This window comes from Kitasatospora kazusensis (assembly GCF_039529945.1).
In the GTDB taxonomy this organism is placed as follows: Bacteria; Actinomycetota; Actinomycetes; order Streptomycetales; family Streptomycetaceae; genus Kitasatospora; species Kitasatospora kazusensis.
The window spans coordinates 212,658-228,001 of the sequence record NZ_BAAANT010000007.1 but is presented as its reverse complement, the minus strand read 5'-3'; the positions used below and the strand labels follow the sequence as shown (position 1 = coordinate 228,001).

At 73.2% G+C, this 15,344-nt stretch carries 12 protein-coding genes; 9 read left to right on the top strand and 3 right to left on the bottom strand.

What is annotated here, in order from left to right:
- Window positions 1–132 precede the first annotated feature (132 nt).
- The 4 genes from ABD330_RS09020 (at window position 133) to ABD330_RS09005 (ending at window position 4,388) form a co-directional block, all read left to right on the top strand.
- The gene (locus tag ABD330_RS09020) at window positions 133–1,938 is read left to right on the top strand and encodes an FAD-binding protein (RefSeq protein WP_344462693.1); all 1,806 of its coding nucleotides are present in this window, start codon (window positions 133–135) and stop codon (window positions 1,936–1,938) included.
- Between the two features lie 292 nt (window positions 1,939–2,230).
- Window positions 2,231–3,232 carry a DMT family transporter gene (locus ABD330_RS09015; protein WP_344462691.1) on the top strand — a complete coding sequence of 334 codons (1,002 nt, stop codon included), beginning with the start codon at window positions 2,231–2,233 and terminating at the stop codon, window positions 3,230–3,232.
- A gap of 52 nt (window positions 3,233–3,284) precedes the next feature.
- Window positions 3,285–4,106: an autoinducer binding domain-containing protein gene (locus tag ABD330_RS09010; protein ID WP_344462689.1), complete on the top strand. Its 822-nt coding sequence runs from the start codon at window positions 3,285–3,287 to the stop codon at window positions 4,104–4,106.
- Between the two features lie 30 nt (window positions 4,107–4,136).
- Window positions 4,137–4,388 (top strand): helix-turn-helix domain-containing protein, encoded by a 252-nt coding sequence (locus ABD330_RS09005; RefSeq protein WP_344462687.1) that lies wholly within the window; start codon window positions 4,137–4,139, stop codon window positions 4,386–4,388.
- 61 nt (window positions 4,389–4,449) lie between these two features.
- Here ABD330_RS09005 and ABD330_RS09000 read toward each other — a convergent pair whose 3' ends face one another.
- Entirely contained in the window at window positions 4,450–5,607 is a 1,158-nt protein-coding gene (locus ABD330_RS09000) for an acyl-CoA dehydrogenase family protein (RefSeq protein WP_344462685.1), read from the bottom strand.
- Window positions 5,608–5,796: 189 nt separating this feature from the next.
- On the opposite strand from ABD330_RS09000, the gene ABD330_RS08995 reads away from it, so the two are divergent.
- The 4 genes from ABD330_RS08995 (at window position 5,797) to ABD330_RS08980 (ending at window position 12,418) form a co-directional block, all read left to right on the top strand.
- Window positions 5,797–7,377: a TetR/AcrR family transcriptional regulator gene (locus tag ABD330_RS08995; protein ID WP_344462683.1), complete on the top strand. Its 1,581-nt coding sequence runs from the start codon at window positions 5,797–5,799 to the stop codon at window positions 7,375–7,377.
- Between the two features lie 542 nt (window positions 7,378–7,919).
- Complete coding sequence (locus ABD330_RS08990; RefSeq protein WP_344462681.1) at window positions 7,920–9,764, top strand: threonine/serine exporter family protein; 1,845 nt, start codon at window positions 7,920–7,922, stop codon at window positions 9,762–9,764.
- A 66-nt stretch (window positions 9,765–9,830) separates the two neighbouring features.
- Complete coding sequence (locus ABD330_RS08985; protein ID WP_344462679.1) at window positions 9,831–10,928, top strand: hypothetical protein; 1,098 nt, start codon at window positions 9,831–9,833, stop codon at window positions 10,926–10,928.
- Between the two features lie 239 nt (window positions 10,929–11,167).
- Window positions 11,168–12,418 carry a C40 family peptidase gene (locus ABD330_RS08980; RefSeq protein WP_344462677.1) on the top strand — a complete coding sequence of 417 codons (1,251 nt, stop codon included), beginning with the start codon at window positions 11,168–11,170 and terminating at the stop codon, window positions 12,416–12,418.
- An 89-nt stretch (window positions 12,419–12,507) separates the two neighbouring features.
- On the opposite strand, the gene ABD330_RS08975 is transcribed toward ABD330_RS08980, so the two are convergent.
- Window positions 12,508–13,038 carry a DUF402 domain-containing protein gene (locus ABD330_RS08975; protein ID WP_344462675.1) on the bottom strand — a complete coding sequence of 177 codons (531 nt, stop codon included), beginning with the start codon at window positions 13,036–13,038 and terminating at the stop codon, window positions 12,508–12,510.
- 159 nt (window positions 13,039–13,197) lie between these two features.
- On the opposite strand from ABD330_RS08975, the gene ABD330_RS08970 reads away from it, so the two are divergent.
- Window positions 13,198–14,496: a GNAT family N-acetyltransferase gene (locus tag ABD330_RS08970; RefSeq protein WP_344462673.1), complete on the top strand. Its 1,299-nt coding sequence runs from the start codon at window positions 13,198–13,200 to the stop codon at window positions 14,494–14,496.
- A gap of 15 nt (window positions 14,497–14,511) precedes the next feature.
- On the opposite strand, the gene ABD330_RS08965 is transcribed toward ABD330_RS08970, so the two are convergent.
- Window positions 14,512–15,264 (bottom strand): TetR/AcrR family transcriptional regulator, encoded by a 753-nt coding sequence (locus ABD330_RS08965; RefSeq protein ID WP_344462671.1) that lies wholly within the window; start codon window positions 15,262–15,264, stop codon window positions 14,512–14,514.
- Window positions 15,265–15,344: the final 80 nt, after the last annotated feature.

The following is a 15,344-nucleotide window of genomic DNA, read 5'->3' as shown; positions in this document are numbered from 1 at the left end:
GGCCGGGCCCGCCCTGCGGACCCGGCCGGCCCGGCCTGCGCGCTCGTTCACGCCCGCCCTTTCACGCTCGTCCGCTCCCGCTCACGCCCGCCCGACCCTGTGACGCCCCTCAAGAGGATGCGAGGCCGTACCGTGTCTGCGACACCCACCCGACCGCTGTCGGTCGCCGTGCTCGTCAAACAGGTGCCCCGCCCGGACGAACTCCGGCTGGGGCCCGACAACCGCCTCCTGCGGGACGGTGCCGGGCACGAGATGAACCCGTACTGCCGCCGCGCGGTGTCCGCCGGGGTGGCCGCCGCGCAGGCCTCCGGCGGGAGCTGCACCGTCATCACGCTGGGCCCCCCGACGGCCGAGGACTGCCTGCGCGAGGCGGTGGCCTGGGGCGCCGACCGCGGCGTCCTGATCACCGACCCGGCCTTCGCCGGCAGTGACACGCTCGCCACCGCGCGGGCGCTGGCCGCGGCGCTGGACCGGCTGGGCCCGTTCGACCTGGTGCTGTGCGGACGGAACTCGGTCGACGCGGACACCGCGCAGATGCCGGCCCAGCTCGCCGAACTGCTGGACTGGCCGATGGTCGGCGGCGTACGTGAGCTGAGCTTCGAGGCGGACGCCGTCCGGGTCGGCTGCGAGCACGACGACGGCCGCCTGGAGGCCCGGGTGGCGCTGCCGGCCGTGCTCACCTGCGCGGAGCGGCTGACGGACCCGGCGAAGGTCGGGCCGGAGGGCCGGGCGGCCGTCGCGGCGGACCGGATCAGCCGGCTCACCGCCGCCGACCTGGGCCCCGGGCCCTGGGGCGAGCAGGCCAGCCCCACCACCGTGGGTGAGGTCCGGCTGGTCGAGGCCGACCGCTGGGGCCTGCGCTACGACGGGGACGAGGACGGCGTCCGGCAGGCGGTGGCCCGGCTGGCCGGTCACGACGCCTTCACGCCGGCCGCCGCCGGGCCCGGCGAGGGGCGGCGGGCCGCCGGTGGCGGGCCCTCCCCGAGCGGCCCGGTCGCGGTACTGGCCGAACCCGGACGGCCCGCCGCCACCCGCGACCTGCTGGGCGAGGCCGCCCGGCTGGCCGGCGGGCGCGGCCGGGTGTTCGTCCTCAGCACCGAACCGCTGGACACCGCCGAGGCGGGCGCCTGGGGCGCCGACGTGGTGGTCCCGATCGTCGGCGCCGAGGCGGAGGAGGACGTCGCCACCGCGCTGACCTCCTGGTGCCTGGAGCAGGCACCTTGGGCGGTGCTCTCCCCCTCCACCATGTGGGGCAGAGAAGTCACCGCCCGGGCCGCGGCCCGCCTGGGCGCCGGGCTGGCCGGGGACGCCATCGAACTCGACGCCGACGAGCACGGGCTGGTGTGCTGGAAGCCCGCCTTCAGCGGGGCCCTGGTCGCCGCCGTCCGGTTCCGCTCGGCCGTCCAGCTGGCGACGGTCCGCAGCGGGGTGCTGCGGACGGCGCCGCTCGGGGAGGCCGTGGCGGAGTCGGTCCCCGAGCTCCGGGTGAGTCCGCGCGGCCGGGTCGAGATCGCCGGGCGCACCCGGGACGACGACGTCGACGCGCTGGCCGGCGCGTCGGTCGTGGTCGCGGTGGGCGCGGGCGTGGCCCCCGAGGACTATCCGCTGCTGCGTCCGCTGATCGACCTGCTGGGTGCCGAACTGGCCGCCACCCGGAAGGTGACGGACCGGGGGTGGCAGCCGAGGGCCCGTCAGATCGGCATCACCGGACGGAGTGTGGCGCCGAGGCTGTTCGTCGCCATCGGGACCAGCGGCCGGTTCAACCACCTGGCCGGCGCCCGGGGCGCGGACATCATCCTGGCCGTCAACAGCGATCCGGCCGCGCCGGTCTTCGAGAACGCCGACGTCGGCCTGGTCGCCGACTGGCGGGAGGCCGTCCCCCGGCTGGTCGACGCGGTGGCCGCGCTGCGGGCGGAGGTACCCGCGCCGGTCGGCTGACCGGGACCCTTCCGTTCCGCGCGGCGGAAGGCGGCGGCGGAAGGCGGCAGACGGCAGACGGCAGACGGAGCAAGGCCCCGCACCGCCCGGAGAGTTCGCTCTCCGGGCGGTGCTCGTCGTGCGGGGCCGGGCACTGCGCGTGAATCTTCTACAGCTCGTGCGCGTTCGCACGGTCCGCTCCGACGGGCGGCCCCTAGCGTGGAATTGCGCTCGGGGGTGACGTCTCGCGCCGTCGGAGCGCATACCAACCCACTCGTCCAGTGGCCTCGCCACTGTCTCCTGGAGAGTTCAGATGACCTCGAAGTACTCCCGCGGCGTGCTCCTGTGCGTCATCGCGGCAGCGTCCTGGGGCGGCATGTTCCCCGTCATGACAGGGGCGCTCAAGCACATCGACCCGTTCACCTTCACCTGCATCCGGTACACCATCGCAGGGCTCTGCTTCCTGCCGCTGCTGCTCGCGCTGGAGGGCCGGTCCAGCCTGCGCCTGAAGGGCGAACGGGTCTGGCTGGCCTGGTTCCTGGGCACGTCCGGGTTCGCGGGCTTCCAGTTCCTGGTCTTCCTGGGCCAGAAGCTGGTCGGCAAGGACGGCGCGCTGATCGCCTCGATCATGATGGTCCTCCAGCCGCTGCTGGGTTTCCTGGCGAACTGGGTGGTCCGCAAGGTGGCTCCGCCCAAGGGTGCGCTGGTCTTCATCGCGATGTCGCTGGTCGGCGTGCTGTTCGTGATCACCAACGGCCACGTGGGCATCCTGATCCAGCGTCCCCAGCAGTACGGGGCCGACGGCCTGATCGTCCTCGGCGCGCTCTGCTGGGTGATCTACACCATGGGCGGGTCGTTCTTCCCGCACTGGTCGCCGGTGAAGTACACGACCGTCACCACCGGGCTGGGCCTGACCAGCGCCTACGCCATCACCGCGATCCTGCTGGGCACCGGCCTCATCGCGATGCCGACCGGGGACGCCGTCGTCACCGTCATCCCGCACCTGGCCTACATGGGCCTGGCGGCCGGCTTCTGCGGTGTCCTGTTCTGGAACCTCGGCAACAAGGCGATCGGCCCGCTGAACGGCGTGCTCTTCATGGACGTCGTCCCGATCACGGCCTTCAGCATCACGGCCATCGGGGGCCACAAGCCGGGCGTCATGCAGATCGTCGGCGCCCTGATCAGTGCCGTCGCCCTGGTGCTGAACAACATGTACCTGCGCCGTCGGCAGGCCTCGCTCAGCGGTCCCGCGGCGAAGCCGGCCGTGAGTCAGGCCGCCGCCACCCCGGCCCCGGCCGAAGCGGTGAGCCGATGACGGCCCGGGCGGTCCGGGCCGTGTGCCCGGGTGGCCGCAGAGGCGTCAGCAGATGACGGCCATCATCTCCGTCGAGCCGTCCCCGATGACCAACGAGGAACCGGTGCTGGACATCCGGGAGTCCCTGGCGGTCTGCCGGCCGACCCTGGACTTCCACGACGACCAGGACTGGACGGCCCAGATCGGCGCCATCCAGGAGCTGTTCGCACTCGCGGCCGAGAAGGTCGGCGTCCGGTACTTCTCGTACCAGATCGTCCGTTGCCCTGTCATGACCCTGGCCAGGCCGCGCACTCCGGGCATCACCACCTTCCCGGAGGCCTGGCAGCACCGGTACGCCGTGGAGGGGTACGCGGAGAACGACCCGGTGCTCGCCGAGTGCCTGGTCAACCCCGTCCCGTTCAGCTGGTCGCGGCTGAGCCTGTCCCCGGGGCTGGGCCAGCGCCAACGGCAGTTCCTCAAGGAGGCGCAGGCCGCCGGGCTCGGGCAGGGCATGACGATACCGATCCACGCGCAGGGCGAGGTGGCGGCGCTGAACCTGGTGCCCGACGAGCACCGGGCCAGCCTGATGCACAGCAACAGTTATCTGCTGTACCTCATGGCGCACTACCTGCACCTGAAGGCGCGGCGGCCGCTGGTCGAGGTGGCGCTGGCCACCTCGGCCCGGCGCCGGTCGCTGCTCTCGCCCCGGGAGACCGAGGCCCTGGAGTGGACCGCCCGGGGGAAGACCACCCGGGAGATCTCCATCGGGCTCGGCATCTCGGAGAAGGGCGTGGAGTTCCACCTGGAGGGCGCCAAACGCAAGCTCCAGGCGTCCAACCGGACGCACGCGGTCGCCAAGGCGCTGGTCCTGCGGCTGCTGTTCGCGAACCCGTGAACCTGGTCCCGACCGGAGAGGAAGGTCTTCATGCGGCACCCCACGCTGCTCACGCTGGCACTCGCTTCCAGGCGGCGGACGCTGCTGTCGGCGCAGCAGACCGAGGCCCTGGAGTGGTCGGCCCGGGGCCGGAGCACCACCGAGACCGCCGCCGCCATGGGCATCCCGCACCCGGACGTGAAGTCCCTGCTGGCCGGCGCCGCCCGCAGGCTCCAGGCGGCCGGCCCGGCCCAGGCCGTGGCCAAGGCACTGGCGCTGGAGCTGCTGTTCCGCCGCCGGTGACGTCCGCCGAGCCCGGTCTCCCGGCCCGTCCCGCTCCCCTGCGGGCCGGGCCGGGCCCCCGTTACAGGCCCATCGACTTGGCGATGATGGACCGCATCACCTCGCTGGTGCCGCCGTAGATCCGGAAGACCCGGTTGTCGGTGTAGAGCCGGGCGATCGGGTACTCCAGGATGTAGCCGTAACCGCCGTGCAGCTGAAGGCACTTGTCGATCACGGTGGAGGCCGACTCGGTGCAGAACAGCTTGAGCGCCGCCGCATCAGCCACCGTCAACTCGCCGTCCTGGTACAGCTCCAGGGCCCGGTCCACCATCGACTGCTGGGCCACCACCTGGGTTTCGCAGTCGGCCAGCGTGAACTTGGTGTTCTGGAACTCCGCCACCGCCTGCCCGAAGACCTTGCGCTCCTTCACGTAGCGCAGCGCGAAGCCGACGGCGGCCGCCGCCGAGGCGTATGCGCCCACCGCGATGGCCAGCCGCTCCTGCACCAGGTTGTGGGTCAGGTACGAGAACCCCTTGCCCTCCTCGCCGAGCAGGTCCGCGACCGGGACCTTGACATCGGTGAAGGAGAGTTCGGCCGTGTCGGAGGTGCGCAGGCCGATCTTCTGCAGTTTGCGGCCCACGGCGTAGCCCTCGGACGCCGTGTCCACGCAGAGGATCGACAGCCCGGCCCGCCGGTCGGCCGGGTCGTACGGCGCGGTGCGGCAGACCACCAGTACCAGGTCGGCCAGTACGCCGCCGGTGATGAAGGTCTTCGCGCCGTTCAGGACGTAGTGGGTGCCGTCCTCGGAGAGCCGGGCGGTGGTGGTGATGCCCGCCAGGTCGGACCCGGCGCCGGGCTCGGTCATCGCGATCGCCGTCATGATGTCGCCCGAGACGAAGCCGGGCAGCCAGCGCCGCTTCTGCTCCTCGGTCGCGTACTCCAGCAGGTACGGGAGCACCAGCCCGGTGTGCACACCGGAGGAGCCGAAGGTGACGCCCGCTCTGGCGCACTCCTCGCTGATCACCGCCTGGTACTTGAAGCCGCTCTCGCCCGCGCCGCCGTACTCCTCCGGGACCTCGATGCCGTAGACGCCGAGCCCGCCGAGCTTGCGGTAGAAGTCGCGCGGCGGGTGGCCCTCGGCCTCCCAGCTCTCGTAGACCGGGACGACCTCCTTGGCGATGAAGGCCCGGATGGTCTCCCGGAAGCTCTCGTGGTCCTCGTTGAACACGGTCCGGCGCACGGCGGCGCTCCCTTCGTGGTGCCCATTGATCGCCCGACAAGTTAATCGCCGGTAGCCTGCAGTGTCCAGCACCCGACCGGGATCGTCTCGGCTGTGATCCGGCCCCGACAGCCGCGGGCCGGTGGGCCTAAGTGAATCCTTGCTACCCTGTCCGGACATTCTGGTGGCGGCCTACGGCAGGGGTGGACGGTGTCGACCGAGCGGCGTGTGGTGCGACGGCCGCCCGGGCGGAAGGCGCAGCTGCTCGGTGCGGCGGGCGAGCTGTTCCACCGGCGCGGCTACCACCGGGTCTCGATGGCGGAGGTCGCGGCCGAGGTGGGGATCACCGCGCCCGCGCTCTACCGGCACTTCCGCGGCAAGCCGGAACTCCTCTACCAGGTCGTCGACTCCGAGCTCGCCGCACTCCGTGCCGCGGTCGGCTCCGGCCTCGCCGGCCCGGGCGAGCTCTGTGCCGCGCTCGCCGCCGCGGCCGTCGACCATCGCGCCCTCGGCACGCTCTGGCAGCGCGACGCACGCCTGCTGCCCGCCGCGCGGCGGGCCGAGCTGCGCCGAGCACTGCGCGCCGAGGTCCGCTCGATGGCCCGGGTGGTCACCACCGCCAGGCCTGAACTCTCCCTCGAAGAAGCCGAGTTGCTGAGCCGGTCGGTCCTGTCGGCGTACGGCAGCCTCTCGTACCACACCTTCGCGCCGCCCCGGCGCCCGTTCGAACGGCTGCTCGCCCGGATCGGCGCCGACGTGCTGGCGTGCCCGCCGGCCGGACCGCCCGAAGCCTGCCCGGCCGACCGGCCTGCGGCCAGGGCGGCGGAGTCGCGCCGCGAGGAGTTGCTGACGGCGGCCGTCCGGCTGTTCCACGAACGCGGTTTCGACAACGTGAGCACCGATCAGCTCGGCGCCGCCGTGGGGATCGCCGGGCCCAGTGTGTACAAGCACTTCGGCACCAAGGCGGAGTTGCTCGCCGCCGCGCTGGTCCGCAGCCGGGAGCGGCTCTGGCACGAGGTCGAGGGTGCGATCGGCGGCTGCACCGCCCCCGGTGAGGCGCTGGCCGCCGGGCTGCGCGCGTACGTCGGCTTCGCCGGACGCAACGGCCACTACCTGGGCGCGATGCTCAGCGAGACCGAGCGGCTGGCGGACGCCGACCGCAAGGCGGCGATCGACTTCCGCCGGGACTTCCTGCGGACCTGGGTCGGACTGCTCCAGCAGCTCCGCCCGGAGTACGGGAAGGCCGAGGCCCGGATCCGGGTGCACGCGATGTTCGCCCTGGTCAACGACGGTGTGCGGAGCCGTCCGGGCGGCCCCGGGCCCGAGCTCACCGAGCGCCTGACGGCTCTGGGCCGGGCCGTCCTCGGGGTGCCGGACGGCCGGGAACGCCCGCAGGGGCGGGCCGTGGCGGCTCGCCCCTGCGATGACTCGGTCCCTGGTGGCCGGTGCGGCCTAGTACAGGACGAAGGGGTAGTAGATCTGGTGCGAGAGGTTGCCGTTGCCCTGGACGGCGCCGATGCCGCCGGAGTTGCCGACGACCCCCGTGTTGTTGTTCTGGTTGCTGCTCCCGGAGCCGGTGGCCGTCTGCTGGGTGCTGTTGACGTTGCCGTGCACGCTGCCGACGATGTTGCCGGAGCCGGTGTTGCTGACCACACTGCTGTCGGAGTGGTGATCGGCGCCCGCGCCGTTGTCGGCCTGGGCGGTGCCCACGCCGGCCAGGAGGAAGGCTCCGAGGGCGGTGACGGCGGCGATTGCACGAATACGGGACACGGTGGTCTCCCTGCTTGCTGATGCGAAATGTGGCGCGTACGGGGTGGCCGCCCCGAGCTGCGCCGTTGCCTGACGTCGCATGAGAAGCATTCCCCAGTCGGCCTGTTGACTTCAATACCTGACGGCAGCGTTAGCCCGAAGGTGTCACAGGAAGGGGATAACCCCCTAACGACATATCCGGCCCGACGATGCGCCGGAGGGCCGGAATACCCCCGAACGGCGGCGTTTCCCCCCGCTGGGGCGGCCGTCCGGGTGAGCGGTTTGCTGTCAACCGGCGATTGACCGGGCCTGGCGGGCCACATTTCCACGACAATCTGATGATTTCTTGGCCAGTTCTTTACTGTTTCATTGCCTCTCCGGCCGCGCTGGAGCCGCCGAAGGCCCGGCGGACCCCCGCAGAACGGCCTGCCGGGTGAGCCGCGACAGGGCGCTGGTCCGAACAGTCAGGTCCGCCCACCTGCGCAGTCCGGTCCGTACATGTGCGTTCAAGCTTTCGATCAGGCAAGGTGGGGCGGGAGAGCAGAGCGGTGGCCGGAAGCCACCAGGGGTGGCGAGGAGTGGTAGTGCCGAAGCGGGGCCGGGGCCGGCCGGGCAGCGCGAAGAAGTCCGGCAGCGCGAGGCGGGCCAGGGGCGGCGGGCCGGTCCGCCCGCAGCCGAAGCCGACGGCGCCGCGCGACGCACCGCCGACCGAGGGCCTGCTCGGTTCCGCTGCGCCGCCCGTCGAGCAGACCACCGCCGTCCCGCTGGCCCTGCCGCCGGCCGAGACCGAGGGCCTGCTCCGCCCGGCGGAGGCCGAGCCCGCCCCCGAGCCGGCGCCGCGCGCCGCCCGCCCCTACGTCAGCGTCGCCGAGGACACCCTCAGCCCCGAGGACTGGCGCGCCGTCGGCTACAGCCTCCCCACCGGCCTCGGCGCCCCCGACCTCAACCTGGGCGCCCCCGGCGCCGCGCCCTGGCCGGACCGGATGCGCACCCTGCTGCGCACCCCCATGGCCGAGCGCCCCGCGTACGAGCGCACCCAGCGCGAGCAGAAGCCGGAGGGGGCGCGGGGGAACGTCCCCCGCATCCTCGACCTGACGCTCCGGATCGGCGAGCTGCTGCTGGCCAGCGGCGAGGCGGCCGAGGACGTCGAGGCGGCGATGCTCGGCATCGCCCACGCGTACGGGCTGGACCACTGCGAGCCGCAGGTGACCTTCACCCTGATCGGGATCTCCTACCAGCCCTCGCTGGTCGACCCGCCCGTCACCGCCGACCGGGTGGTGCGCCGCCGGACCTCCGACTACACCCGGCTGGCCGCCGTCTACCGGCTGGTCGCCGACATCACCGCCGAGAAGCTCTCGGTCAACGACGCGTACCGCCGGCTCGCCGGGATCCGCCGCAACCGGCACCCGTACCCGACCTGGCTGCTCGCCCTGGCGACCGGCCTGCTGGCCGGCGCCGCCTCCTTCCTGGTCGGCGGCAAGATCGACGCCAAGGCCTGGCTGGTCTTCGCCAACGCCTTCGTCGCCGCCATCCTCGGCGACCGGCTGGCCGCGCTGATCGGCCGCCGGGGGCTGCCGGAGTTCTACCAGTTCGTGATCGCCGCGATGCCGGCCGCCACCTCGGGCGTCATCCTGTCGAACTTCCCCGACGCCGGACTGCGCGGTTCGGTGGTCATCACCGGCGGGCTGTTCGCGCTGCTGCCCGGCCGGGCGATGGTCGCCGCCGTGCAGGACGGCCTGACCGGCTTCTACATCACCGCCGCCGCCCGGCTGCTGGAGGTGCTCTACCTGGTCGCGGGCATCGTGATCGGCGTGATGCTGGTGCTGTACGCCGGGTTGAACACCCACGCCAGGTTCAACCCCGGCGCGAGCCTGGCCGGGGTGGACAGCCATCCGCTGATCCGGCTGACCGCCGCGATGGTGCTCACCCTCGCGTTCGCGATGCTGCTGCAGACCGACCGCCGCAACCTGCTCTTCGTCACCCTCAACAGCTGCGCCGGCTGGGCCACCTACGGGGTGCTGACCCGCAACGCCCACTACTCCCCGATCATCGCCACCGGTGTCGCGGCCGGGCTGGTCGGCCTCTTCGGCCAGCTGATGGCCCGCTACCGCTCCGCCTCCTCGCTGCCGTACGTCACGGCGGCGCTCGGTCCGCTGATGCCGGGCTCGGCGATCTACCTCGGCATGCTCGCCTTCACCCAGAACCAGCCCGACGTCGGCCTCGCCTCGGTCGGCCGGGCCGCGGCCCTTGCCCTGGCTCTGGCGGTCGGGGTGAACCTCGGAGGCGAGATCGCGCGTCTGTTCATGAAACTCCCCGGCCGGACCACCGGGATCCGCCCCCCGGGGATCGGCACCCCGGGCCCCGACCAGCGCCTGGCCCCGTACCTGCTCGCACCGCGCCGCGCCGCCAAACGCACCCGGGGGTTCTGAGCGGCGTTAGCCGGGCGGGACCCGGGCCGGACCCCGGAGCACGAGGGAACGAAGGTACGACGAACCATGATCAGTACGCTGCTGGACGGCTACCGGACGCACATCGTCGATGCGCACAAGCAGCCGCTGTTCCTGCTGCTGGTCGGGTTCATCCTCTCCTTCCTGCTGATCCGGTTCAGCGTGCGGATGATCCGGGCCAAGGTCCGCTGGTGGCCGGGCAACATCACGCCCGGCGGCCTGCACATCCACCACATGGTGTTCGGGCTCGGCTTCCTGCTGGCCGGCGGCATCGGGGTCTTCGCCACCAACGGCGGCCACCCCTGGATCGACTGGTTCGGCTTCAGCTTCGGGATCGGCTGCGGGCTGGTGCTGGACGAGTTCGCGCTGATCCTGCACCTGGACGACGTCTACTGGGGCGAACAGGGCCGCAAGTCGGTGGACGCGGTGATCTTCGGCATCCTGTTCACCGCGCTGCTGCTCACCGGGTACGTGCCGCTCGGGGTGGTGCCCGGGCAGACCTCGCCGGAGGGCTCGGGCCGCTGGGGGCTGGTCGCGGTGATCTCGGTGAACGCGCTGGCCTCGATCGTCGCGCTGTTCAAGGGCAAGGTCTGGACCGGGCTGCTCGGCATCATGATCCCCGGCCTGTCCTGGGTCGGCGCCGTCCGGCTGGCCCGGCCCAGCAGCCCGTGGGCGCGCTGGCGGTACGCGACCAGGCCGCGCCGCCGGGCGCGTGCGCTCCGGCGCGAACGCCTGCTGCACCGGCGCGCGGACCGGGCCCGCACCTGGCTCTTCGACCTGATCGCCGGTGCGCCCGACAAGGTCCCGGCCCACCACACCGCCACCCACCGGGTCGCCGAGCGGGTCGCGGCCCGGGCCAGCGCCCACCTGGACGCCCACGAGGCCAGGGCGCTCGCCCGCCGCTCCGCCCGGCTCACCGACCGCCGGGCCGCCGCGGCCGCCCGCGCCTCGGCCCCCGCCGCCGGGCCGAGCTCCCCCGACCCCGAACGCCAGGGCCGCGCCCAGCAGCGCCGCCGCTCCGTCCGGGCCGGCCGGAACCGTACCTACGCCGTCCGGCCCGCCGGCCCCGCCGTGGCCCAGGCGCTGCCCCGCCCGGCGTACCGCCATCCCCGGATCCCGCACCCGCACGTGCCGCCCAAGCGCTGAGGGCCGCCGGCCGGCACCGGGCCCGCGGCCGCCGGACGACGCCGGGCCCGCCGCGACCTGACGACGGGTCGGCACGTCCGAGAGATCTCACCCGCCCGGGGGTATGGGGATGGCACTGAGGGTGCGTCACGTTTGAGAATATTGCGATGAGTGACTGAATTGTCACCTGATGGGATATTTCAACTGTTCGTCAGACATCCTCGGACAGCCTCAGACGTCGTCGGCGAGAGGGTAGAACCGTGGCACGCAGACTCCTGCCGACACTCCTGCTGACCCTCACCGGGGTGCTCGGACTGCTCCCCGCCGCCACCGCCGCCCCGGCGCCGCCCCGGGCCGCCGCGCCCGCCGACGACCCGTACCCGTCGGCCGAGGACATCGCCCGCGCCCAGGCGGAGGCCGACGCCAGGGCCACCGACAGCACCGCCATCGAGGCCCGGCTCTCCGCCGCCCAGAGCGAACTGGCGGAGTCCGGGCGGATCGCCGAGCAGGCGGTGGAGGCCTACAACGGGGCACAGGCACAGCTGTCCAGGGCCCGGGCCGAGTCGGCCTCGGCCACCCAACGGGCGCTGACCGCCGAGGCCGAGCGCTCCGAGGCGGCCGAGCAGGCGGCCGAACTCGCCGGCGAGATGTACCGGCAGGGCGCGAGCGCCGAACTCTCCGCGATCAACGCACTGCTCGGCGCTGGCGGCCCCCGGTCCCTCACCGAACGCGCTGCGGCGGTCGGCACGGCCGGGGCCAGGACGAAGGAGATCCTCGACGCGGCCACCGCCACCGCGGCGACGGCCGCCGCCGCCTCGGCCGCCGCCCGGACCGCCGAACAGCAGGCCGTCCGGGCCGCCGACGCCGTGCGAGCCGCCAAGGAGCGGGCCCAGACGCGGCTGGCCGGCCAGCAGGCCGAGGTCGCGGACATCGGCCGCCGCCGCGAACTGCTGCTCGCCGCGCTGGCCACGGCCCGCAACACCACCGTCGAACTGGAACGGCAGCGCCGCGACGCCCTGGAGGCGATCGCCGCCCGGGCGGCCGAGGAGGCGGCCCGCGCGGCGGCCGCGGCCGCCGCGCCGCCCCCGGCCGGAGCCGCCGACAACGGACCGGCCGACGGCGGACCGGCCGACGGCGACTGGTCGGCCCAGGGAGTGGGAGCCGCGCTGGACTTCGCCCGGTCGAAGATCGGCCTGCCCTACATCTGGGGCGGCGAAGGCCCGACCGGCTACGACTGCTCCGGGCTCACCATGATGGCCTGGCGCCGGGCCGGCCGGCAGCTCACCCACTTCGCCGCCGACCAGTACGCCGAGTCCACCCCGGTCTCGTACCGCGCGCTGCGCCCCGGCGACCTGGTCTTCTGGTCCCACACCGGCCGCGCCGCCGACATCTACCACGTCGCCATCTACCTCGGCGAGGACCAGATGATCGAGGCCCCCCGTCCGGGCACGGCGATCAAACAGGCCAGCCTCTGGATCATGGGCCGCCCGGACTTCTACGGCCGGCCGTAGCCGGTACCCTGCAGCCCGTAGGGCCCCGCCGCACTCCGCGCCTTCCCGCCGGACCTGCACCGGTGGCGCGCCTGCACAGGCGGGACCGGTCAGTCTTCGAGCAGGGCCCACTTCCGGGGCAGCTCGACGGTCAGCATCTCCTCGACTCCCGCCGGCGGGAAGTCCGGCCAGCTCCGTGTGACGTCGTGTCGGCGGTTCAGCCGTCGATCGAGGAAGCGCTGCCAGCGGATCAACCCGTCGGCGGCGTCGGCCGGGCTCAGCCGGCCCGCGGACATGGCCGCGGCGTACTCGTCGAGATCGAGGACACGGTACGGGTGGTCGGGCGGGCCGACGATGGCGTCGATCCACATGTCGTCGACCCGCAGGAGGTGGCCGTCATCGACCACCGTCACCAGGTCGCAGTACCACCAGCCTTGTTGCTCCGCAGGAAAGACGGCCGGCTGATCGATCTGCACGCCGTGGTCGAGCAGGACGAAGGAGCGCTGGACGTGCCGGCGGCCGCCGTGCTCGAAACCCCAGTCGTAGGCGACGACGTCGCCCCGGCGGACGCCCGCCGCCTGCATCCGGCCGTCGCGGAGTACGGTCACCGGCTGGCCCGGGGAAAGCGTCGGCTCGGTCACCGCGCCATTATGGCGGCGGCCGCGCGCGCCCGCCGAGGAGAGCGAACGACGAGGAGAACGAACGACCCGACCCGACCCGACCCGATCCGGTGCGGTGTGGCGCGGTGCGGGGTGGAAAACCGGATGCCGCCCCGCGACGGCCCGCCGTACCGTGGCGGGATGAGCAACGGTGACGGGACGGGCAGCGAGGCAGCGTACCGGCAGGGCCGGGACGTCGAGATCCGGCCGATCACCGAGGAGGAGATCCCGGCCTGGTGCAAGGCCCTCAGGCTGGGCTTCCTGCGGCCGCACATCGCGGACGCCAGTGAGCTGGTCCGACGGCAGTTCCTCCCCGGACGGCTGCTGGCGGCCTTCGACGGCGTCCCCGAGCCCCGGATGGTCGCCACCTTCCGCAGTTTCGACACCGAGCTGACCGTGCCCGGCGGTGCGACCGTCCGGGCGGACGCGGTCACCAGCGTGACGGTCACCTCCACCCACCGGCGGCGGGGCCTGCTCCGCGCCCTGATGGGCCGTGACCTCGACGCCGCCCGGGAGCGCGGTACCGCCGTCGCCATCCTGGTCGCCGCCGAGTACACCATCTACGGCCGGTACGGATTCGGTCCGGCCACCCGGCAGCACGGCTGGACCGTCGACCTGAACCGGGCCGGCGGTCTGCGCGCCGGGCTGCCCGAGTCGCCCGGCGGCCGGACCGACTTCGCCGACATGGCGTCGGTGCGCGAGCTGGGCCCGGAGCTGCACGACCGGTGGCGGCTCACCCAGCCGGGCGCGATCGCCCGCCCGCCGCTCTGGTGGGACCTGCGGACCGGCGGCGTGACCTCGCCCGGCGGCACCTGGAAGGAGCCCTTCACCGCTCTGCACCGCGACGCCGGGGGCACCGTCACCGGCCTGGTCACCTACCGGGTGGAGGACGTCTGGGAGGGCGGCGCCCCCAACTGCGTGCTCACCGTGGCGGACTTCCTCGCGCTGGACGCGGGCACCGCCACCGCGCTGTGGCGCCTGGTCCTCTCGGTGGACTGGGTCCGCAAGGTCGTGGTCGAGAGCATCGGCCCGGACGACCCGCTGCCGCTGCTGCTGAACAACCCGCGCGCCGCGTCGCCGCACGAGGAGAACGCCGACTTCATGTGGCTGCGGGTCCTGGACGTCCCAGCGGCCTTCGGTGCCCGGACGTACGCCGCGCCCGGGCGGGTGGTGCTGGAGGTCGACGACCCGCTGGGCCACGCACAGGGCCGCTGGGCGCTGGAGACGGCCGCCGACGGCACCGGACGCTGCACCGCCACGGACGACGTGCCGGACCTGCTGCTGGGCGTCGGCGCACTCGGCTCGCTCTACCTCGGCGCGGAGACGGCGCCCCGGCTGGCCGCCGCCGGGCTGGTCGTCGAGGCCCGCCCGGGTGCGGCGGCCGCCGCCGACCTGCTGCTGCGGACTCCGCTGAAGGCCTGGAACCCGGACATCTTCTGACCCGGCGCCGGCTCGCTACTGCTTCCCGGCCGTCCGGCCCACGGTCGGGAGGATGAAGTCCTGGATCAGGCCCTTGGCGTCCCGGACGATCGGCCGGAAGACCCGGTAGCGGGACAGGTTGATCACGCGGGCGGCCATCGGGGTCGAGCGGCGGACGAACTCGCGGGTCCGCTCGGTGTCCGGGGTGCGGTCGAACACCCAGTAGAGCACCACGATCATGAGGTACAGCCAGAGGATGTCGGGCAGCAGTTCGGCGAGTTCGGCGTCCAGCTTGGGGGCGATCTCCGAGCCGGTCAGCACCTCGCGGAACAGCTGGACGGCGGTGGCCCGGGCGGGATGGGACTCGTCGGAGAACGGGCTGAGCGAGCTGTTGGGGTCGGCGGCCGTCCGGAAGAACTGCGACGCGAACCCGTGGTACTCCGCCGCGCAGTCCACCCAGGAGGCGAGGGCGATCTCCAGCCGCTCGGCGAAGTCCTTCGTCCCGGCCATCCGGGCCCGGGCGTCGGCGGCGTGCTCGTACGTCATCCGGTCGTAGAACCCCTGGATCAGGAATTCCTTGGACTGGAAGTAGTAGTAGGCGTTGCCGACCGACACGCCCGCCTCGGCCGCGATCGCGCGCATCGTGGTCTTGTCGTAGCCGCGTTCCTTGAACAGCCGCATCGCGGTGTGAAGGATCAGCGCACGGGTCTGCTCGCTCTTGTCGGTCTTGGGCAGTGCCCGACCGCCGGGGAGCTCGGAGGCCCCGGCGGGCTCAGTTGAGTCGTCCACGACCGCGAGCCTACCCGGGGGCTCTGAACGGCCGGGTAAAGATCTGCGCAGGGGCCTCTGACCAGCCGATATCATCGAAC

What these genes read in the sequence shown, in the direction of transcription:
- ABD330_RS09010 (WP_344462689.1), top strand. Translation starts at nt 3,285, where the DNA reads ATGACGGCCATCATCTCCGTCGAGCCGTCCCCGATGACCAACGAGGAA.
- ABD330_RS09015 (WP_344462691.1), top strand. Translation starts at nt 2,231, where the DNA reads ATGACCTCGAAGTACTCCCGCGGCGTGCTCCTGTGCGTCATCGCGGCA.
- ABD330_RS09005 (WP_344462687.1), top strand. Translation starts at nt 4,137, where the DNA reads ATGCGGCACCCCACGCTGCTCACGCTGGCACTCGCTTCCAGGCGGCGG.
- ABD330_RS08985 (WP_344462679.1), top strand. Translation starts at nt 9,831, where the DNA reads ATGATCAGTACGCTGCTGGACGGCTACCGGACGCACATCGTCGATGCG.
- ABD330_RS08970 (WP_344462673.1), top strand. Translation starts at nt 13,198, where the DNA reads ATGAGCAACGGTGACGGGACGGGCAGCGAGGCAGCGTACCGGCAGGGC.